Raw genomic sequence first — 19,402 nt, forward strand, 5'->3', positions numbered from 1 at the left:
ACTGAAGAGCCATGTCCGTCCGCCGTCTTGCCCCGAAGGAAGTCCAGCCCGCGAGCTTTGCGTTCACGGAGGAAAACCTCGCCTTCGCCAAGGCTCAGATCGCGAAATACCCGGAAGGCCGGCAGGCCTCGGCGGTGATCGCGATCCTGTGGCGCGCGCAGGAGCAGAACGAGGGCTGGGTGTCCGAAGCTGCGATCCGCGTCGTCGCCGACATGCTAGGCATGCCCTACATCCGCGTGCTCGAGGTCGCTACCTTCTACACCATGTTCCAGCTGCAGCCGGTCGGCAAGAAGGCCCACGTCCAGGTCTGCGGCACGACGCCATGCCGGCTGCGCGGCGCCGAGGAGCTGATCGAGGTCTGCAAGCACCGCATTCATCACGACCCCTTCCATCTGTCGAAGGATGGCGACTTCAGCTGGGAAGAGGTCGAGTGCCTGGGCGCCTGCGTGAATGCGCCGATGGTGCAGGTCTGGAAGGACACGTATGAGGACCTGACGCCGGAGAGCTTCGGCAAGGTGCTCGACGGCTTCGCGACCGGCAACCTGCCGACGCCTGGTCCGCAGAACGGCCGCCAGTTCTCGGCGCCCGCCGGCGGTCCGGCCACGTTGAAGGAAAAGACATGAGCCGCAACCGCACCCGCGTTGCGGCCCTGACCGAAGAGGGCGCCGCGATGAAGAACTGGCGCTACGTGGCACTGCATACGCTCGCAGCCGCCGCTTTCATTTTCGTGCTGCAGCGGTTCGCGCTCAACGCGACGCTGGAGTCCAGTCTGCTGTGGGCCTTGGTGTTCGGCGGCTGCGCCGCCTTCATCGCCACCATGCAGTCGAACCGCTGACATCCGAGGAAGCCGTCTGATCATGCTCGACGACAAGGACCGCATCTTCACCAACCTCTATGGCCTGCACGATTGGGGCCTTGAAGGCGCACGCCGGCGCGGCAGCTGGGACGGCACCAAGGCGCTGATCGAGAAGGGCCGCGACTGGATCATCAACGAGATGAAGGCGTCGGGCCTGCGCGGCCGCGGCGGCGCAGGCTTCCCGACCGGCCTGAAATGGTCGTTCATGCCGAAGGAATCGACCGACGGCCGGCCGAGCTATCTCGTGGTCAACGCCGACGAGTCCGAGCCCGGCACCTGCAAGGATCGCGAGATCATGCGGCATGATCCGCATCATCTCGTCGAGGGCTGTCTGCTCGCCAGCTTCGCGATGAATGCGCATGCCTGCTACATCTATGTGCGCGGCGAGTTCATCCGCGAGCGCGAGCGGCTGCAGGCGGCGATCGATCAGGCCTATGAGGCCAACCTGATCGGCAAGAACAACATCCATGGCTGGCCGTTCGATGTCTACGTCGCCCACGGCGCCGGCGCCTATATCTGCGGCGAGGAGACCGCGCTGCTGGAGAGCCTCGAGGGCAAGAAGGGCCAGCCGCGGCTGAAGCCGCCATTCCCGGCCAATGTCGGCCTCTATGGCTGCCCGACCACGGTCAACAACGTCGAGTCGATCGCGGTGGCGCCGACCATCCTGCGCCGCGGTGCGGCGTGGTTTGCCGGCATCGGCCGTCCGAACAATGTCGGCACAAAACTGTTCTGCATCTCCGGTCACGTCGAGCGGCCCTGCAACGTCGAAGAGGCGATGGGCATCCCGTTCCGCGAGCTGATCGAGAAGCATTGCGGCGGCATCCGTGGCGGCTGGGATAATCTGAAGGCGGTGATTCCGGGCGGCTCGTCGGTGCGCATGGTGCCGGCCGATCAGATCATCGACACGCCGATGGATTTCGACAGCCTGTCGAAGCTGCGCTCCGGTCTCGGCACCGCCGCCGTGATCGTGATGGACAAATCGACCGACCTGATCCGGGCGATCGCGCGCATCTCCTATTTCTACAAGCATGAGAGCTGCGGCCAGTGCACGCCGTGCCGCGAGGGCACCGGCTGGATGTGGCGCGTGCTGACCCGCATGGCCGAGGGCCGGGCGCACAAGCGCGAGATCGACATGCTGCTGGAGGTCACCAAGCAGATCGAGGGGCACACGATCTGCGCGCTGGGCGACGCCGCCGCTTGGCCGATCCAGGGCCTGATCACGCATTTCCGTCACGAGATCGAGGCGCGGATCGACCAGTATTCGCACAAGGCCGATGTCGACGACGTCGGCGTGCGCGATCCCGCGCACATGGTGGCGGCGGAGTAGGCGATGGCAGGCCGACCTGCCAGCAAGGTTTTCCTTCGCGCCTGTCGCGCCTTCACGGTGCGCGACGGCGCGGTGGCTCGTGGTTTGAGAGAGATGTGAGGCAATGACCAAGATCATCATCGATGGCAAAGAGATCGATGTGCCGCCGGAGTACACGCTGCTGCAGGCGTGCGAGGCGGCCGGCGCCGAGATCCCGCGCTTCTGCTATCATGAGCGGCTGTCGATCGCCGGCAACTGCCGGATGTGCCTCGTCGAGGTGAAGGGCGGACCGAAACCGGTCGCGAGCTGCGCCTGGGGCGTGCGCGATTGCCGGCCGGGCCCGAAGGGCGAGCCGCCGGAAATTTCGACCCGGTCGCCGATGGTCAAGAAGGCACGCGAAGGCGTGATGGAATTCCTTCTGATCAACCATCCGCTCGACTGCCCGATCTGCGACCAGGGTGGCGAGTGCGACCTGCAAGACCAGGCGATGGGCTATGGTGTCGACACCAGCCGCTTCGCCGAGAACAAGCGCGCGGTCGAGGACAAGTATCTCGGCGCGCTGGTCAAGACCTCGATGAACCGCTGCATCCAGTGCACGCGCTGCGTCCGCTTCTCGGCGGAGGTCTGCGGCGTGCCGGAGATGGGCGCGATCGGCCGTGGCGAGGACATGGAGATCACGACCTATCTCGAGCAGGCGCTGAGCTCGGAGCTGCAGGGCAATCTGGTCGATATCTGCCCGGTCGGTGCGCTGACCTCGAAGCCCTACGCCTTCGCCGCACGCCCTTGGGAGCTCGGCAAGACGCAGTCGATCGACGTCATGGATGGGCTCGGCTCGGCGATCCGGGTCGACACCCGCGGCCGCGAGGTGATGCGCATCCTGCCGCGCATCAACGATGCCGTGAACGAGGAGTGGATCTCCGACAAGACGCGTCATGTCGTCGACGGCCTGCGCACGCAGCGGCTTGACCGTCCTTATGTTCGCGAGGATGGCAAGCTCCGCGCTGCATCCTGGCCGGAAGCGTTCAAGGCGATCGCGACCAAGCTGTCGCGCATCGATGGCAAGCGCGTCGGCGCCATCGCCGGCGATCTCGCCGCAGTCGAGGAGATGTACGCGCTCAAGGATCTGCTCGCCAAACTCGGCTCGACCAACGTCGCGGTGCAGGGCGGTGACAGCTTCGATGCCAAGCTCGGCCGTGCGTCCTACCTGTTCAATCCGACCATCGCCGGCATCGAGCAGGCCGACGCGATCCTGATCGTCGGTGCCAATCCGCGCAAGGAAGCGGCTGTGCTCAACGCCCGCATCCGCAAGCGTTGGCGCTCCGGTCAGCTCAAGGTCGGCGTCGTCGGTCCCAAGGCCGATCTGACCTATGCGTACGAGCACATCGGCGCTGGCACCGACTCCCTGAGCGACGTCGCTGCCGGCAAGCATTCGTTCGCGACCACCTTCCGTAACGCCAAGAACCCGATCGTGCTGGTCGGCGCCGGCGCCGCAGCGCGCCACGACGGTGCGGCGATCCTGTCGCTGGCCGCCAAGATCGCGATGGACGTCAACGCCGTGCGCGACGACTGGAACGGTTTTGCCGTGCTGCACAATACGGCATCGCGGGTCGGCGCCCTCGACATCGGCTTCAACGGCACCGGCCTCACGGCCGCGCAGATGACGACGTTCGGTACCATGGACGTGATGGTCCTGCTCGGCGCCGACGAGGTCGAGGTGCCCGAGGGCGTGTTCGTCGTCTACATCGGCACCCATGGCGACCGCGGCGCGCATCGCGCCGACATCATCCTGCCGGGGGCGGCCTATACCGAGAAGTCGGGCCTCTACGTCAACACCGAGGGCCGAGTGCAGATGGCCGGCCGGGCGTCGTTCCCGCCGGGCGAGGCACGCGAGGACTGGGCGATCATCCGCGCGCTGTCCGACGTGCTCGGCAAGAAGCTTGGCTACGACTCGCTGGCCGCTCTGCGCGCTGCGATCATCAAGGCCGTGCCGCATCTTGGCCGCATCGACCAGATCGAGGCGGGCAAGATCGCCGACATCAAGACCCTGGCGGGCAAGGGCGGCAACCTCGAGAAGGCGCCGTTCAAGCCGCTGATCGACGACTTCTATCTCACCAACCCGATCGCGCGCGCATCGGCGGTCATGGCGGAATGCTCCCGCCTGGCTTCCGGGCAGATGCTGACGGCAGCGGAGTGAGCGTGACCTGATGGCTGATTTCTTTGCAAGCTCGTTCTGGACCGACTTCCTCTGGCCGCTGATCGTCATGGTCGCGCAGAGCGTCCTGCTGCTGGTCGTGCTGCTGGTCGCGATTGCCTACATCCTGCTGGCCGACCGCAAGATCTGGGCGGCGGTGCAGATCCGCCGGGGTCCCAATGTGGTCGGGCCCTGGGGCCTGTTTCAGTCCTTCGCGGACCTGCTGAAGTTCGTGCTCAAGGAGCCGATCATTCCGGCCGGCGCCAACAAGGGCGTGTTCCTGCTGGCGCCGCTGGTCTCCTGCGTGCTGGCGCTGGCGGCCTGGGCGGTGATCCCGACCAATCTCGGCTGGGCGATCGCCGACATCAATGTCGGCATCCTCTTCATCTTCGCGATCTCGTCGCTGTCGATCTACGGCATCATCATGGCCGGCTGGTCGTCGAACTCGAAGTACCCGTTCCTGGCGGCGCTGCGTTCGGCGGCACAGATGGTGTCCTACGAGGTCTCGATCGGCTTCGTGATCATCACGGTGCTGCTCTGCGCCGGCACCCTGAACCTCTCAGCGGTGGTCGAGGCGCAGCATGCGCGCGGTCTCGCCAGCCTGATCGGCCTGCCTCAGTTGACGATCCTGAACTGGTACGTCTGGCCGCTGTTCCCGATGTTCGTGGTGTTCTACGTCTCGGCGCTGGCCGAGACCAACCGTCCGCCGTTCGATCTGGTGGAGGCGGAATCGGAGCTCGTTGCCGGCTTCATGGTGGAATACGGCTCGACGCCGTACCTGCTGTTCATGCTCGGCGAGTATGTCGCGATCACCACGATGTGCGCGCTGGCGACGATCCTGTTTCTGGGCGGCTGGCTGCCGCCGATCGACCTGCCGCCGTTCAACTGGGTGCCGGGCGTCATCTGGTTCTCGCTCAAGCTGTTCTTCATGTTCTTCCTGATCGCGATGGCGAAAGCGATCGTGCCGCGTTACCGCTACGACCAGTTGATGCGTCTGGGCTGGAAAGTCTTCCTGCCGCTGTCGCTGGCCATGGTGGTCATCGTCGCGGGCGTGCTGCACTTCGCCGGCATCGCGCCGAAATGAGGCTGTCATGAACATTTCCGCCACCGCACGGTCGCTGCTGCTGCAGGAGTTCGTCTCCGCGTTCTTCCTCGCGATGCGTTACTTCTTTCAGCCCAAGCCGACCCTGAACTATCCGTTCGAGAAGGGCCCGATCTCGCCGCGCTTCCGCGGCGAGCACGCGTTGCGCCGCTATCCCAACGGCGAGGAGCGCTGCATTGCCTGCAAGCTCTGCGAGGCCGTCTGCCCTGCGCAGGCGATTACCATCGAGGCCGGCCCGCGCCGCAACGACGGCACCCGCCGCACGGTGCGCTACGACATCGACATGGTGAAGTGCATCTATTGCGGCCTGTGCCAGGAGGCCTGCCCGGTCGACGCCATCGTCGAGGGACCAAACTTCGAGTTCGCGACCGAGACCCGCGAGGAGCTGTACTATGACAAGGCCAAGCTGCTCGCGAACGGCGACCGCTGGGAGCGCGAGATCTCCAAAGCCATCGCGCTCGACGCGCCGTACCGCTGAGGCCGTCCGATGATCCTTCCTGCGCTCTTCTTCTATCTCTTCGCGGCGGTCTGCGTAGCCTCGGCCGTGATGGTGATCGTCTCCAAGAACCCCGTTCATTCGGTGCTCTATCTGATCCTCGCCTTCGTCAACGCCTCCGGCCTGTTCGTGCTGATGGGAGCCGAATTCCTGGCGATGATCCTGGTCGTCGTCTATGTCGGCGCGGTTGCGGTGCTGTTCCTGTTCGTGATCATGATGCTCGACGTCGACTTCACGGAGCTCCGCGAGGGCTTCCTGCAGTACATGCCGATTGGCCTCGTCATCGGCGGTATCTTCCTGTTCGAGCTGCTGCTGACGGTGTCGTATTGGGTCATCAACCCGACGGCGCCGAAGGCGATCACCGCGGCGATCCCGACCAACGTCACCAACACCGAGGCACTCGGCCTCGTGCTCTATACGAAATACATCCATTACTTCCAGCTGTCGGGCATGATCCTGCTGGTGGCGATGATCGGCGCGATCGTGCTGACCCTGCGCCACAAGGCGAGCGTCAAGCGCCAGGACATCAACGTCCAGAACGCGCGCACGCCCGAGATGGCGATGGCCGTCCGCAAGGTTGCGGTCGGGCAGGGGCTGCAGGATACGGACGCCGCGGAGTGGGTGAAATGACCATCGGACTGGGACATTACCTCGCCGTCGCCGCGATGCTGTTCACGCTCGGCATCCTCGGCATCTTCCTGAACCGCAAGAACATCATCGTCATCCTGATGTCGATCGAGCTGATCCTGCTCGCGGTGAACATCAACCTGGTGGCGTTCTCCACCTTCCTCGGCGACATCGTAGGGCAGGTGTTCGCGCTGCTGGTTCTGACCGTTGCGGCGGCGGAAGCCGCGATCGGCCTCGCCGTGCTGGTGGTCTACTTCCGCAACCGCGGCTCGATTGCGGTTGAAGACGTCAATCTGATGAAGGGCTAAGGGCGCATGATCCGCACAGATGGGGGCCGGCTTGCCGGCAAGGTCATGCGTAAGGGGACGGGCGAATGATCCAGGCCATTGTCTTTCTGCCGCTGCTCGGCGCGATCCTGGCCGGCCTGATCGCGCTGCTGGGGGCGCATGGACGCCATCCGAGCGGCGATGTGGTCGAGCATCATCACGACGACGGCCATCACCACGGCGCCGCCGACGCGCACGCACATGACGATCACGGTCATGGGCACGATGACCATCATGTCGCCGAGCCGCCCGCGGCCGGCACCTGGGCCGCGCAGGTGATCACGACGGCGCTGTTGTTCGTGTCGGCCGGCCTATCCTGGGCGATGCTGATCAGCGTCGGCTTCATGCATCATGAGGCCGGGGTCAAGGAGCTGCTGCCCTGGATCAATTCCGGCGAGCTGCAGGTCTCCTGGGCGCTGCGCGTCGATACGCTGACGGCGGTGATGCTCGTCGTCGTGACCAGCGTGTCCTCGCTCGTGCATCTCTATTCGATCGGCTACATGGACGAGGATCCGAACCGTCCGCGCTTCTTCGCCTATCTCAGCCTGTTCACCTTCGCGATGCTGATGCTGGTGACGGCGAACAACCTCGTGCAGCTGTTCTTCGGCTGGGAGGGCGTCGGTCTCGCCAGCTACCTGCTGATCGGCTTCTGGTTCCAGAAGCCGTCGGCCAACGCTGCCGCCATCAAGGCCTTCGTCGTCAACCGCGTCGGCGATTTCGGCTTCGCGCTCGGCATCTTCGCCGTGTTCCTGCTGGCGAAGTCGACCGACTTCGAAACCATCTTCGCCGCAGCGCCAAGCTTCGCCGGCAAGACCATCAACTTCCTCGGCTGGAATGCCGACGCGCTGACGCTGACCTGCCTGCTGCTGTTCATGGGTGCGATGGGCAAGTCGGCGCAGTTCCTGCTGCACACCTGGCTGCCGGACGCGATGGAAGGTCCGACCCCGGTCTCGGCGCTGATCCACGCCGCGACCATGGTCACCGCCGGCGTGTTCATGGTGGCGCGCCTGTCGCCGCTGTTCGAGCTCGCGCCCAATGCGCAGGCCGTGGTGATGTTCTTCGGCGCGACCACGGCGTTCTTCGCCGCGACCGTCGGCCTCGTGCAGAACGACATCAAGCGCATCGTCGCGTACTCGACCTGCTCACAGCTCGGCTACATGTTCGTGGCGATGGGAGCAGGGGCCTACTCGGTCGGCATGTTCCACCTGTTCACGCACGCCTTCTTCAAGGCGCTGCTGTTCTTAGGCTCTGGCTCGGTGATCTACGCGATGCATCACGAGCAGGACATCCGCAACATGGGCGGCCTGTGGCGCAAGATCCCATACACCTTCGCGGTGATGACGGTCGGCACGCTGGCGTTGACCGGCTTCCCCGGCTTCGCAGGCTTCTTCTCCAAGGATGCGATCATCGAGGCCGCGTATGCCGCGCACAATCCGTTCGCGACCTACGCGTATTTCCTCACCATTGTCGCCGCCGGCCTGACCTCGTTCTATTCCTGGCGCCTGGTGTTCAAGACCTTCTTCGGCACGCCGCACGATCAGCATCATTATGATGCCGCGCACGAGAGCCCGATCTGGATGCTGATCCCGATCGGCGTGCTCGCGGCAGGCTCGATCCTGGCCGGCCTCCCGTTCAAGGGCGTGTTCACCGATCCCCATGGTGTCGAGCACTTCTTCGGCGAGTCGCTGAAGATGAACCCGCACATCCTGGAGGACATGGAGCATATGCCGTTCTGGCTCGCTCAACTGCCGTTCATCATGATGGTGCTGGGCTTTGCGGTCTCCTACTTCTTCTACATTAGTCGTCCGGACATCCCGGAGGAGCTGGCGGCCCAGCAGCCGCTGCTCTACAAGTTCCTGCTCAACAAGTGGTACTTCGACGAGCTGTATGACGTGATCTTCGTCCGTCCTGCGAAGTGGCTCGGCCGCTTCCTCTGGAAGAAGGGCGACGGCTTCGTCATCGACGGGTTCGGTCCGGATGGTGTCTCGGCGCGGGTGCTCGACATCACGCGCAACGTCGTCAAGATCCAGACCGGATATCTCTATCATTATGCCTTTGCCATGCTGATCGGCGTCGCCGGCCTGATCACCTGGTTCATGTTCATGGGGGGCCAGCAATGACCACCTGGCCAATTCTCTCTGTCGTCACCTTCCTGCCCATCGTCGGCGCGCTGCTGATCTATCTGGTGCGCGGCGACGACGAGGCGGCCCGGCGCAACGCGCGCTGGATCGCGCTGTGGACCACGCTGATCACCTTCGCGGTGTCGGTGATCCTGGTGCTGCGCTTCGATCCGGCACAGACCGACTTCCAATTCGTCGAGAAGTCGAACTGGCTGGCGGCCGGCATCAGCTATCACATGGGCGTCGACGGCATCTCGCTGCCGTTCGTAATCCTGACCACCGCTTTGATGCCGTTCTGCATCATCGCGAGCTGGAAGTCGGTCACCAACCGGCTGCGCGAATACATGATGGCGTTCCTGATCCTGGAAACGCTGATGGTTGGCACGTTCTCCGCGCTCGACCTCGTTCTGTTCTATCTGTTCTTCGAGGGCGGCCTGATTCCGATGTTCCTGATCATCGGCGTCTGGGGCGGCCCGCGCCGGGTCTACGCCTCCTTCAAGTTCTTTCTCTACACGCTGCTTGGCTCGGTGCTGATGCTGCTCGCCATCATGGCGCTGTACTGGAACGCCGGCACCACCGACATCCCGACCCTGATGCATACGGCGGTGCCGCGCTCCTTGCAGACCTGGGCATGGCTTGCCTTCTTCGCCTCCTTCGCGGTGAAGATGCCGATGTGGCCGGTTCACACCTGGCTGCCGGATGCGCACGTCGAGGCGCCCACCGCGGGCTCGGTGATTCTCGCCGCGATCCTGCTGAAGATGGGCGGCTACGGCTTCCTGCGCTTCTCGCTGCCGATGTTTCCGCTGGCGTCGCACGACTTCGCGCCGCTGGTCTTTACGCTCTCGGCGATCGCGATCATCTACACCTCGCTGGTCGCGCTGATGCAGGAGGACATCAAGAAGCTCATTGCCTATTCGTCGGTGGCGCATATGGGCTTCGTCACGATGGGCATCTTCGCCGGCACCATGCAGGGCGTGGCCGGGGGCGTGTTCCAGATGATCTCCCACGGCATCGTCTCGGGCGCGCTGTTCCTCTGCGTCGGTATCGTCTACGACCGGATGCACACCCGCGAGATCGCGGCCTATGGCGGCCTCGTCAACCGGATGCCGGTCTATGCGCTGGTGTTCATGGTGTTCACCATGGCCAATGTCGGCCTGCCCGGCACCTCCGGATTCGTCGGCGAGTTCATGACCCTGCTCGGCACTTTCAAGGTGTCGATCCCGACCGCGTTCTTCGCGACCTTCGGCGTCATCCTCTCGGCGGCCTACGCGCTGTGGCTCTACCGCAAGGTGGTGTTCGGTGCGCTGACCAAGCCGTCGCTGGCCAGCATCAAGGATCTCACCCTGCGTGAGGGCGTGATCCTGTTTCCGCTGGTGGCGCTGACCATCCTGTTCGGCGTTTATCCGAAGCCGATCCTCGATATGTCGGCGGCGTCGGTGCAGCAGCTCGTCAACAACTACAATACCGCCGTGACGGCCGTGAAGGCCGCCGCGCTGCTCCAATGATGAGACCTTGAGGGGTCGGGACACAGACGATGATCGAGAATCTTGGGCCTCAGCTTTGGGTGGTGTTGCCGGAGCTGCTGTTGGCCGTGGGGGCCATGGCGCTGTTGATGCTGGGCGCGTTTCGCGGACAGGGGACGACGGGGCTCGTCACCTGGCTGGCGGTCGCTCTGCTGATCGTGGTCGGCATCCTGGTGCTCGGGCAGCCGGGCGGCCAGGCGTTCGGCGGCAGCTTCATCGCTGACAGCTACGCGCGCTTCCTGAAGATCCTGGCGCTGATCGGCTCGATCGCGACGCTGATCATGTCGGTCGAATTCCTGTCGGCGCCGGACCGCCGCATCTTCGAATATGCGATCCTGGTGCTGCTCTCGACCTTGGGCATGCTGGTGCTGATCTCGGCCGGCGACCTGATCACGCTCTACCTCGGTCTCGAGCTGATGTCGCTCGCGCTCTACGTTGTCGCGGCCAGCCATCGTGACAACGTCAAGTCGACAGAGGCCGGCCTGAAGTACTTCGTGCTGGGCGCGCTGTCCTCCGGCATGCTGCTCTACGGCGCCTCGCTGATCTACGGCTTCACCGGCACGGTGAGCTTTGCCGGGATCGCAGCGGCGACGAAGACCGGCAGCGTCGGCATCATTTTCGGCCTCGTCTTCCTGTTCGCCGGCATGTGCTTCAAGGTCTCGGCGGTGCCGTTCCACATGTGGACGCCGGACGTCTACGAAGGCGCGCCGACGCCGGTGACGGCGTTCTTCGCCTCCGCGCCCAAGGTCGCGGCGATGGCCGTGTTTGCGCGCGTCGCGCTGACCGCGTTCCCCGGCATCACCTTCCAGTGGCAGCAGATCATCGTGTTCGTCTCGATCGCCTCGATGGCGCTCGGCTCGTTCGCTGCGATCGGCCAAACCAACATCAAGCGCCTGATGGCCTATTCCTCGATCGGCCATATGGGCTTCGCGCTGGTCGGCCTCGCCGCCGGCACGGTCGAGGGCGCGCAGGGCGTACTGACCTATATCGCGATCTATGTCGCGATGACGCTCGGCTCCTTTGCCGTGATCATGGCGATCAAGCGCAATGGCCAGTCGTTCGAGAAGATCAGCGATTTTGCAGGGCTCTCCCGGACCAATCCGCTGCTCGCCTTCTTCTTCGCGATGCTGCTGTTCTCGCTGGCCGGCGTTCCTCCGCTCGCGGGCTTCTTCGCCAAATGGTACGTGTTCGTCGCCGCGATCAAGGGCGGGCTGTTCACACTGTCGGTGATCGGCGTCCTTACCAGCGTGGTCGGCGCCTACTATTATCTGCTGATCGTCAAGACGATGTATTTCGACGAGCCGCTGCCGACGCTCGATCCGGTCAGGATCGAGCTGCGCACCGTGCTCGCGATCTCCGGCATCTTCAACATCCTGTTCTTCGCCTATCCCGGCCCGCTCGTCAGCGCGGCGGCGGCCGCGGCGAAATCGCTGTTCTAGATGACGTTTGCGCTAGGGTCCCAGGCCGCCAAGGCTGGCTACGGACTCGTCACGTTCGACCAGACCGGCTCGACCAATGTCGAGGCGCTGAAGTCAGCCCGAGAGGGCGGCAGGGCGCCATGCTGGTTCGTCACATCGGAGCAGACGGCTGGGCGCGGCCGGCGCCAGCGTCCGTGGATCGCCCCGCGTGGCAATCTGGCCTCGAGCGTGCTGGAAGTGCTGAACGTGGCTCCTGCGATCGCAGCCACACTCGGCTTTGCCGCAGGCCTCTCCATCGAGAGCGCGTTGCGCCAGGTGAGCATCGAGGCTGCGCTGCGGTCCGGAGCACACGCGTCATTTGCGCTGAAGTGGCCGAACGACGTTCTCGTTGACGGCCGCAAGATCGTTGGCATGCTGCTCGAGGCGGAGCAGGTGGCTGGCGGATTGGCGGTGGTTGTCGGCCTCGGAACCAACGTGGTGGCGGCGCCGCCGGATACCCCGACTCCGGCGGTATCGTTGGCGGACCTCGGCATCCAGGTGACCGCCGAGGATCTGTTCTCGGCGCTGTCGGATGCCTGGGTCGAATATTTCGGCATCTGGAACGAGGGGCGGGGCTTCGGTGATATCCGCAGGCTCTGGCTGGAGCGGGCGGCAGGCCTCGGCCAGCCGGTCGCCATCAGGTCCGGACATGCTATCATCGAGGGGATTTTCGACACGATCGACGAACAGGGTTGTATGCTGGTGCGGACCGCGGAGGGACGATTGGAGCCGATCACGGCCGGTGATGTTCATTTCGGCTCGGTCGCATCCAAAGGAGCGGTCTAGATGGCACGTCCCGACGAACTGACATTTGCGCCGCTCGGAGGTGTCGGCGAGATCGGCATGAACCTGTCGATCTACGGGCTCGGCAATCGCCACCAGCGCTCGTGGCTCGCGATCGATCTTGGCGTCTCCTTCGGCGATGAGGAGCATTTGCCGGGCATCGACCTGATCATGCCCGACGTCGCCTTCCTGGAGAAGGAGCGCAACAACCTAGTCGGCCTCGTGCTGACCCACGCGCATGAGGACCATTTCGGCGCCATCATCGATCTGTGGCCGCGGCTGAAATGCCCGATCTACGCGACCAAGTTCAGCGCCGCGCTGTTCGAGGCCAAGTGCGAGGCTGAGCGCCTCCCGGCCAAGATCCCGGTCAAGGTGATCCCCTCCGGCGGCCGCGTCGACATCGGTCCTTTCAACGTCGAGTTCATTCCGGTCGCGCATTCGATCCCTGAATCGCACGCGCTAGCGATCCACACCGAGGTCGGCACCGTCCTGCACACCGGTGACTGGAAGATCGATCCGACGCCGGTGTTGGGCGCGCCGACGGATGAGAAGCGGCTGCGCGAGCTCGGCGACGCCGGACTTCTCGCCTTGATCGGGGATTCCACCAACGCGGTGCGCGAGGGACGCTCGCCGTCGGAGGCCGAGGTTGCCAAGACGATTACGACCCTGGTCAAGGAGGCGCGCGGCCGCGTGGCCGTGACCACCTTCGCCTCCAACGTCGCGCGTATCCGCGCCGTCGCCGAAGCGGCGCGCGCGGCCGAGCGCGAGGTCGTCATCGTCGGCCGCGCCATGGAGCGCGTGGTCCAGGTCGCGCGTGAGACCGGTTATCTCGACGGCGTGCAGAACTTCCGCGGCATGGATCTCTACGGCCATTTCCCGGCCGACAAGGTGCTCGCGCTCTGCACCGGCAGCCAGGGCGAGCCGCGCGCCGCGCTCTCGCGCATCGCCAATGACGATCATCCGCTGGTCACCTTGAACAAGGGCGACACTGTCATCTTCTCGTCGCGCACCATCCCCGGCAACGAGAAGGCGGTCGGCGCCGTCATCAACGGGCTGGTGCAGCAGGGTATCGAGATCATCACCGACCGCAATCATCTGGTTCATGTCTCCGGCCATCCGCGCCGCGACGAGCTGCGCGACATGATCGCGTGGACGCGGCCGCAGCTCTTGATCCCCGTCCATGGCGAGGCGCTGCATCTGCACGAGCACGCGAGGCTGGCGCGCGCCTGCGGCGTGCCCAAGGTGATCACCTGTCGCAACGGCGATCTCGTCAAGCTCGGTCCCGGCGATCCCGGAATCATCGACCAGCTGCCGGCAGGGCGCCTCTACAAGGACGGCAGCATCGTCGAGGATTCGAAGTCGCGCGCCGTGGTCGAGCGTCGCAAGATGGCCTTTGCCGGCTGCATCTTCGTGGCGCTCGCCATCACCGAGAAGGGCGAGCTGGCCGACGATCCGGAAGTCGACATGGTCGGCATCCCCGAGAAGAATGCGGCGGGCGAGGAGATGGACGACATCGTCTTCGATGCTGTCGTCTCGACCTTCGAAGGTCTGCCGCGGGCGCGCCGGCGCGATCCAGACGCAGCGGCAGAATCCGTGCGGCGGGCGGTGCGTTCGGCGGTCAATGAGCAATGGGGCAAGAAGCCGATCTGTCTGGTTCACGTCCTGGAAGTCTGACGCAGGCCGATCAAACGGCGGTTCAAAAGAAAAGTGGAGGTTGTCATGCTGGGCCGGCTCAACCACGTCGCCATCGCGGTCAAGGACGCCGAAAAGGCCGCCAAGATCTACGGCGCGGCGTTCGGCGCCGAGATATCCCCAGCCGTCCCGTTGCCTGAGCACGGCGTGATCACCGTGTTCGTGACCCTGCCCAATACCAAAATCGAGTTCATTCAGCCGCTGGGCGAAGCGTCGCCGATCGCGAAGTTTCTCGAGCGCAATGCGGATGGCGGCATCCATCACGTCTGCTACGAGGTGGCCGACATCATCGCCTCGCGCGACACGCTGATCAAGGAGGGCGCCCGCGTGCTCGGCGACGGCCAGCCGAAGATCGGCGCCCATGGCAAGCCGGTGCTGTTCCTGCATCCGAAGGATTTTTCCGGCGCGCTCGTCGAGATCGAGCAGGCCTGAGGCAGCGGGGCGATCATGGCCTATACGATCTCTACCTGGCTCGCGATCTACTTCGTGCTGTGGTGGGTCATGCTGTTCGTGACCCTGCCGTTCGGCGTGCGCAGCCAGCACGAGACGGGCGGCGGCTCGCCCGGCACCGATCCCGGGGCGCCGACCATCAGCCTGATGGGACGCCGCCTGATCTGGACGACGCTGCTGTCGGCGGTCGTGTTCGGCCTGGCACTCGTGGCCTATCAGGCCGGGTATCTCAGCATCGAGCGACTGTCGCGGCTGATGGGGATTCCGTTCTAGCTGCCGCTCGCATCGCACAACGTTCTCTCGAAGCCGATGCGCGGACGCGCGTCGGCTTTTTTGCTATAGGAGGTCAAAACAAGTTCGATAGGGAGGTTGCGCGTGACGACATCGGCCGAGGCCCGGAACGGGACGCCATCGGGCTATCGCATTCTGAACGAGACTGATCTTCGAAACTATCTCGCGGGGATCCCTTCAGTTGCAGGGCAACTCGGCGGACCGGCCGAGCGCTGGTCGATCACCGAGGTCGGCGATGGCAACCTCAATCTAGTCTTCATCGTCAAGGGATCGTCCGGCGGACTCGCGGTGAAGCAGGCGCTGCCTTACGTGCGGCTGGTCGGCGAGAGCTGGCCGCTGCCGCTGTCACGCGCCCACTATGAGCATCTGGCGCTGACGCATCAGAACCGCCTTGCCCCGGGCCTCGTGCCGGCCATCGTTCATCATGATCCGGCGCTGGCGCTGACGGCGATGGAGCTGCTGGAGCCGCACATCATCATGCGCAAGGGGCTGGTCGCGGGCACGATCTATCCGGCCTTCGTCGATCACATCACGACCTTCATGGCGCGGACGCTGTTCTTCTCGTCCGACCTCGCGCTGTCTGCCGCCGCGAAGAAGGAGGCGATCGCGAGCTTTGCCGGCAATCATGCGCTGTGCAAGATCACGGAGGACCTGATCTTCACCGATCCCTATCGGATCGCTGAGCAGAACCGCTGGACCTCACCATGGCTCGACGCGACCGCGGCCGACATTCGTGCCGATCTCGATCTTCATGTCGCGGTCTCCCGGCTGAAGCTGAAGTTCTTGTCGAGCGCCGAGGCGCTGATCCATGGCGACCTGCACACCGGATCGATCATGGTCACGGAGACTGAGACCCGGGTGATCGATCCGGAATTCGCCTTCTACGGCCCGATGGGCTTCGACGTCGGTGCTGTCCTGGCCAACTTGTTGATGGCCTATTTTGCGTCGGCCGGACACGAGCGCGCGCCCGCCGACAGGGCGGCATTCGAGGGCTGGGTGCTGATCACCGTGGACCAGGTGTGGAGCGCGTTCGCGGGCAAGTTCCTGGCGCTGTGGCGCAGCGAGGCCATCGGCGATGCCTATCCGCTCTCGCTGTTTCCCGGTGAAGCAGGAACTGCGCGGCTTGAGGCCGAACGTCAGGCCTTCATGGCGCGCCTGTTCCAGGATGCCGTCGGATTTGCAGCCGCGAAGATCATCCGTCGTATTCTCGGCCTGGCGCACAACATCGATTTCGAGCTGATCGAGGATGAGAAGCGGCGCGCGACCTGCGAGGCGCGGGCATTGCGCTTGGCCCGAACGCTGATGGTGGAGACGGCATCGTTCACGTCGATCGAGGCCGTGACACGCGCCGCGCGCGAGCTGCGTCACTGGCAGCCTGGTTTTTGATTCACGGGGTCAACGTCATTGCGAGGAGCAAAGCGACGAAGCAATCCAGAATCTTCGCAAGCCTCTGGAATGCTTCGCTTCGCTCGCAATGACGGAAACAGATGCGTAGGGTGGGCAAAGGCACGCGGCGACGGTCTGTCGTCGTTTGCACTGTCAGATCGCGCCGTGCCCACCATGTCTCACGTGCCACGTAGCTCGATGGTGGGCACGCGGCCGCCCTACGACACACGCTCAATCCGCCGCCTTGGCGCGCAGCCGCTGCGCGTAGACGTTGATCACCAGCGCGGCGAGCAGGATCAGGCCGCGGATCAGAATCTTCAGGAAGCTGTCGATGTTGACGTGGTCGAGGCCGTTGTTGAGCACGCCGAGCACGAACAGGCCGACGATGGTGTTGCCGATGCCGCCGCGGCCGCCGAACAGGCTGGTGCCGCCGACCACGACGGCAGCGATCGAATCCAGCAGGTAGGTGTCGAACTCGTTCTGCTGCGCGCTGCCGAAATGCGCCACGCCGAGCATGCCGCCAATTCCCGAGCACACCGCCGAGATCACCATGACGCTGCCGAGGATCAGCTTGACGTTCAGGCCGGAATACTCCGCTGCCTCGCGGTTGCCACCGACCATGTAGACGTAGCGGCCGAACCGCGTGTAGGTCAGCACGAGGTGCCCCAGCAGCAGCATGAGGGCGGCCACGATCACGATCCAGGGCACCCCCGCCAAGGAGCCGGAGCCGAGCGTCGTGATGATGGGCGGCACCTTGTAGGCGATCTGGCCACGCACCAGCATGGCCGAAATGCCTGCGGCGATCTGCATCATCGCGAGCGTCATAATGAACGAGGGAATGCCGATCACGGTCAGGCCGAAGGCGTTGACCACGCCAAGCAGCGCGCACAGTGCCAGCGCGAGCAGGATGGCGGCAAAGCCGGGCATCGGCAAATTGGCGATGTTGACGTAGGACTCCTGCAAGGTGAAATAGGCCACCGCGATGCCGGTCACGTTGGCGATGGCAGCGATCGACAGGTCGATCTCGGCGCACAGGATCACGAAGGTCAGTCCGACCGCGATGATGCCGGTCACCGACACCTGGGTCAGGATGTTGCCGACATTGTCGAGCGTGGCGAAGGATGGACTCGCGATTGCGAAGAACGCGGTGAGGAAGATCAGCGTCAGGAACGGCGCGATGTTGCGCATCTGCGAGCGCAGCAGCGCTGCGACCCCGCCGGCGCGTCGCGGTTGCGCCTCCGGCATCGGAACGGTCTCGCCATGCGCCATGACAATCTCCCTACGCCGCCTCGAGCAGACGGTCTTTGCTGATGGTCTCGCCGGCGAATTCACGCACGACCTCGCCGCGCTTGAGCACAATGACACGGTCGGCCATCGACAGCACGGTCTCCGGCTCGGTCGAGAGCACGATCACGGCGATGCCCTGGTCGCGCAGCTGCCGCACGATTCCGATCACGTCGCTCTTGGCGCCAACATCCATGCCGCGGGTCGGCTCGCACAGCACCAGGAGCCGGGGCGGGTGGCTGAGCCATTTGGCCAGCGCGACCTTCTGCTGGTTGCCGCCCGAGAGCAGGCCGAGGTCGATCTCGACGTCGGCGGGACGGATCTGCAACTGCTCGACCTGGCGCTTCGCGAGCGCGCGCTCGCGCGCCGGCTTCAGCAGCACCGCGTTGATCCGGTCGAGGATGCTGATCGAGACGTTCTTGTAGACGGGCTCCTGCAGGAACAGCATGTCGCGGCGGCTCTCGGGCACGAAGGCGATGCCGGCGCGGCGCGCATCCGCCGTGCTCTTGAAGCGGTTGCGCTCGCCCGAGACGCGCAGCTCGCCGGCGTCGGGCGCGAGCTTGCCGAATAGGATCCGCGCCAGCTCGAGCTGGCCGCAGCCCATGAAGCCGTAGATGCCGAGCACCTCTCCGGCATGCACCGAAAATGAGACGCGCTTCAAATTGCGCGCCAGCGACAAGCCCGCGGCCTCGACCACCACCGGCTTGTCGGCCGGCGGCGCGGGCAGGGTGATGTCGTGGGTGTAGCTGTCCTCCAGCGCATCGCGGCCCTTGCCGATCATGGCCTCGATCAGCGCCGCCTTACTGGTATCGGCCGCAGGTGTCTCCATGATCTTGCGACCGTTGCGGAAGACGGTCACCTCATCGGAGATGAGCAGAATGTCTTCGATGAAGTGCGAGATGAAGATGATTCCGGTGCCCTGCTCGCGTAGCGCGCGCAAGGTCGCGAACAGCCGTTCGACCTCGGGCGGTGACAGCGCCGAGGTCGGCTCGTCCAGGATGATGATGCGCGCGCCGGAGAACAGCACACGCGCGATCTCGATCAGTTGCTGCAGTCCGATCGGGAGATCGCCGAGCCGGCTCATCGGATCGGCGTCGATCCCGAGTTTCTTGAGCTGTTCGGCGGCCTCGCGCGCCATCCGGCGCCACTGCACGATACCGAGGGCATTGGTCGGCTGGTTGCCGAGAAACACGTTCTCGGCAACCGTGAGATCAGGTGCGACGCTGAGCTCCTGATGCACCATGGCGATGCCGGCCGCACGGGCGTCCCGCACCGAGTTGAAATGAACCTCGCGGCCGTCGAGCAGGAAACGGCCGGAGAAGCCGGTGTGCACGCCGGCGATGATCTTCATCAGCGTGCTCTTGCCAGCGCCGTTCTCCCCGACGAGACCATGGATCTCGCCGGGGCGAAGCGTGAAGTCGACGCCGCGCAACGCGGTGACGCCGCCGAACGACTTGGTGATGTCCTGCAATTCCAGAAGAGGCGGGCGGCTGTTCGACATGGGGAGGGACT

Annotated in this window: 18 protein-coding genes; 16 read left to right on the plus strand and 2 right to left on the minus strand. The window is 64.7% G+C overall.

Annotation, left to right across the window (positions count from 1 at the left end; all coding sequences use genetic code 11):
* The first annotated feature begins 11 nt into the window (after window positions 1–11).
* The 16 genes from nuoE to mtnK all read left to right on the plus strand — a co-directional run bounded on the left by nuoE (window position 12) and on the right by mtnK (window position 16,606).
* Entirely contained in the window at window positions 12–623 is a 612-nt protein-coding gene (nuoE, locus tag QX135_RS16495; protein ID WP_316176400.1) for an NADH-quinone oxidoreductase subunit NuoE, read from the plus strand.
* Window positions 620–835: a hypothetical protein gene (locus QX135_RS16500; RefSeq protein ID WP_315711550.1), complete on the plus strand. Its 216-nt coding sequence runs from the start codon at window positions 620–622 to the stop codon at window positions 833–835. Before nuoE ends, QX135_RS16500 begins: the two co-directional genes overlap by 4 nt.
* Window positions 836–857: 22 nt before the next feature.
* Window positions 858–2,183 (plus strand): NADH-quinone oxidoreductase subunit NuoF, encoded by a 1,326-nt coding sequence (gene nuoF / locus QX135_RS16505; RefSeq protein WP_315738269.1) that lies wholly within the window; start codon window positions 858–860, stop codon window positions 2,181–2,183.
* 103 nt (window positions 2,184–2,286) lie between these two features.
* On the plus strand, window positions 2,287–4,356 hold the full coding sequence (gene nuoG, locus QX135_RS16510; protein ID WP_316234166.1) for an NADH-quinone oxidoreductase subunit NuoG: 2,070 nt from the start codon (window positions 2,287–2,289) through the stop codon (window positions 4,354–4,356).
* Between the two features lie 10 nt (window positions 4,357–4,366).
* Window positions 4,367–5,437 (plus strand): NADH-quinone oxidoreductase subunit NuoH, encoded by a 1,071-nt coding sequence (gene nuoH / locus QX135_RS16515; protein ID WP_316234167.1) that lies wholly within the window; start codon window positions 4,367–4,369, stop codon window positions 5,435–5,437.
* Window positions 5,438–5,444: 7 nt separating this feature from the next.
* Window positions 5,445–5,933, plus strand: a complete 489-nt coding sequence (gene nuoI, locus QX135_RS16520; RefSeq protein WP_006611003.1) for an NADH-quinone oxidoreductase subunit NuoI — start codon at window positions 5,445–5,447, stop codon at window positions 5,931–5,933.
* Window positions 5,934–5,942: 9 nt separating this feature from the next.
* Window positions 5,943–6,581, plus strand: a complete 639-nt coding sequence (locus QX135_RS16525; protein WP_315738266.1) for an NADH-quinone oxidoreductase subunit J — start codon at window positions 5,943–5,945, stop codon at window positions 6,579–6,581.
* Window positions 6,578–6,886, plus strand: coding sequence for an NADH-quinone oxidoreductase subunit NuoK (gene nuoK / locus QX135_RS16530; protein ID WP_284418728.1), 309 nt, complete (start codon window positions 6,578–6,580; stop codon window positions 6,884–6,886). The genes QX135_RS16525 and nuoK overlap by 4 nt, the downstream gene beginning before the upstream one ends.
* A 65-nt stretch (window positions 6,887–6,951) precedes the next feature.
* Complete coding sequence (gene nuoL, locus QX135_RS16535) at window positions 6,952–9,024, plus strand: NADH-quinone oxidoreductase subunit L (RefSeq protein ID WP_316234168.1); 2,073 nt, start codon at window positions 6,952–6,954, stop codon at window positions 9,022–9,024.
* Window positions 9,021–10,529, plus strand: a complete 1,509-nt coding sequence (locus QX135_RS16540; protein WP_315738264.1) for an NADH-quinone oxidoreductase subunit M — start codon at window positions 9,021–9,023, stop codon at window positions 10,527–10,529. The genes nuoL and QX135_RS16540 overlap by 4 nt, the downstream gene beginning before the upstream one ends.
* Before the next feature lie 29 nt (window positions 10,530–10,558).
* On the plus strand, window positions 10,559–11,986 hold the full coding sequence (nuoN, locus tag QX135_RS16545; protein WP_316234169.1) for an NADH-quinone oxidoreductase subunit NuoN: 1,428 nt from the start codon (window positions 10,559–10,561) through the stop codon (window positions 11,984–11,986).
* The gene (locus QX135_RS16550; RefSeq protein ID WP_316234170.1) at window positions 11,987–12,790 is read left to right on the plus strand and encodes a biotin--[acetyl-CoA-carboxylase] ligase; all 804 of its coding nucleotides are present in this window, start codon (window positions 11,987–11,989) and stop codon (window positions 12,788–12,790) included.
* Window positions 12,791–14,461 carry a ribonuclease J gene (locus tag QX135_RS16555; protein ID WP_315738261.1) on the plus strand — a complete coding sequence of 557 codons (1,671 nt, stop codon included), beginning with the start codon at window positions 12,791–12,793 and terminating at the stop codon, window positions 14,459–14,461.
* 45 nt (window positions 14,462–14,506) lie between these two features.
* Window positions 14,507–14,911 carry a methylmalonyl-CoA epimerase gene (gene mce / locus QX135_RS16560; protein ID WP_315738260.1) on the plus strand — a complete coding sequence of 135 codons (405 nt, stop codon included), beginning with the start codon at window positions 14,507–14,509 and terminating at the stop codon, window positions 14,909–14,911.
* A gap of 15 nt (window positions 14,912–14,926) precedes the next feature.
* On the plus strand, window positions 14,927–15,202 hold the full coding sequence (locus QX135_RS16565) for a DUF1467 family protein (protein ID WP_315738259.1): 276 nt from the start codon (window positions 14,927–14,929) through the stop codon (window positions 15,200–15,202).
* A gap of 102 nt (window positions 15,203–15,304) precedes the next feature.
* The gene (gene mtnK / locus QX135_RS16570; protein WP_316234171.1) at window positions 15,305–16,606 is read left to right on the plus strand and encodes an S-methyl-5-thioribose kinase; all 1,302 of its coding nucleotides are present in this window, start codon (window positions 15,305–15,307) and stop codon (window positions 16,604–16,606) included.
* A 231-nt stretch (window positions 16,607–16,837) separates the two neighbouring features.
* Here the strand turns inward: mtnK and QX135_RS16575 are convergent, their stop codons facing one another.
* On the minus strand, window positions 16,838–17,875 hold the full coding sequence (locus QX135_RS16575; RefSeq protein WP_315775060.1) for an ABC transporter permease: 1,038 nt from the start codon (window positions 17,873–17,875) through the stop codon (window positions 16,838–16,840).
* 10 nt (window positions 17,876–17,885) lie between these two features.
* Complete coding sequence (locus QX135_RS16580; RefSeq protein WP_316176395.1) at window positions 17,886–19,391, minus strand: sugar ABC transporter ATP-binding protein; 1,506 nt, start codon at window positions 19,389–19,391, stop codon at window positions 17,886–17,888.
* Between the last annotated feature and the right edge of the window lie 11 nt (window positions 19,392–19,402).

This window comes from Bradyrhizobium sp. SZCCHNR1098, from assembly GCF_032489375.1.
Lineage (GTDB): Bacteria > Pseudomonadota > Alphaproteobacteria > Rhizobiales > Xanthobacteraceae > Bradyrhizobium.

Excerpts from the sequence above, each read along its gene's own strand:
- nuoE (WP_316176400.1), top strand. The coding sequence starts at position 12 with ATGTCCGTCCGCCGTCTTGCCCCGAAGGAAGTCCAGCCCGCGAGCTTT.
- QX135_RS16500 (WP_315711550.1), top strand. The coding sequence starts at position 620 with ATGAGCCGCAACCGCACCCGCGTTGCGGCCCTGACCGAAGAGGGCGCC.
- nuoF (WP_315738269.1), top strand. The coding sequence starts at position 858 with ATGCTCGACGACAAGGACCGCATCTTCACCAACCTCTATGGCCTGCAC.
- nuoG (WP_316234166.1), top strand. The coding sequence starts at position 2,287 with ATGACCAAGATCATCATCGATGGCAAAGAGATCGATGTGCCGCCGGAG.
- nuoH (WP_316234167.1), top strand. The coding sequence starts at position 4,367 with ATGGCTGATTTCTTTGCAAGCTCGTTCTGGACCGACTTCCTCTGGCCG.
- nuoI (WP_006611003.1), top strand. The coding sequence starts at position 5,445 with ATGAACATTTCCGCCACCGCACGGTCGCTGCTGCTGCAGGAGTTCGTC.
- QX135_RS16525 (WP_315738266.1), top strand. The coding sequence starts at position 5,943 with ATGATCCTTCCTGCGCTCTTCTTCTATCTCTTCGCGGCGGTCTGCGTA.
- nuoK (WP_284418728.1), top strand. The coding sequence starts at position 6,578 with ATGACCATCGGACTGGGACATTACCTCGCCGTCGCCGCGATGCTGTTC.
- nuoL (WP_316234168.1), top strand. The coding sequence starts at position 6,952 with ATGATCCAGGCCATTGTCTTTCTGCCGCTGCTCGGCGCGATCCTGGCC.
- QX135_RS16540 (WP_315738264.1), top strand. The coding sequence starts at position 9,021 with ATGACCACCTGGCCAATTCTCTCTGTCGTCACCTTCCTGCCCATCGTC.
- nuoN (WP_316234169.1), top strand. The coding sequence starts at position 10,559 with ATGATCGAGAATCTTGGGCCTCAGCTTTGGGTGGTGTTGCCGGAGCTG.
- QX135_RS16550 (WP_316234170.1), top strand. The coding sequence starts at position 11,987 with ATGACGTTTGCGCTAGGGTCCCAGGCCGCCAAGGCTGGCTACGGACTC.
- QX135_RS16555 (WP_315738261.1), top strand. The coding sequence starts at position 12,791 with ATGGCACGTCCCGACGAACTGACATTTGCGCCGCTCGGAGGTGTCGGC.
- mce (WP_315738260.1), top strand. The coding sequence starts at position 14,507 with ATGCTGGGCCGGCTCAACCACGTCGCCATCGCGGTCAAGGACGCCGAA.
- QX135_RS16565 (WP_315738259.1), top strand. The coding sequence starts at position 14,927 with ATGGCCTATACGATCTCTACCTGGCTCGCGATCTACTTCGTGCTGTGG.
- QX135_RS16575 (WP_315775060.1), bottom strand. The coding sequence starts at position 17,875 with ATGGCGCATGGCGAGACCGTTCCGATGCCGGAGGCGCAACCGCGACGC.
- QX135_RS16580 (WP_316176395.1), bottom strand. The coding sequence starts at position 19,391 with ATGTCGAACAGCCGCCCGCCTCTTCTGGAATTGCAGGACATCACCAAG.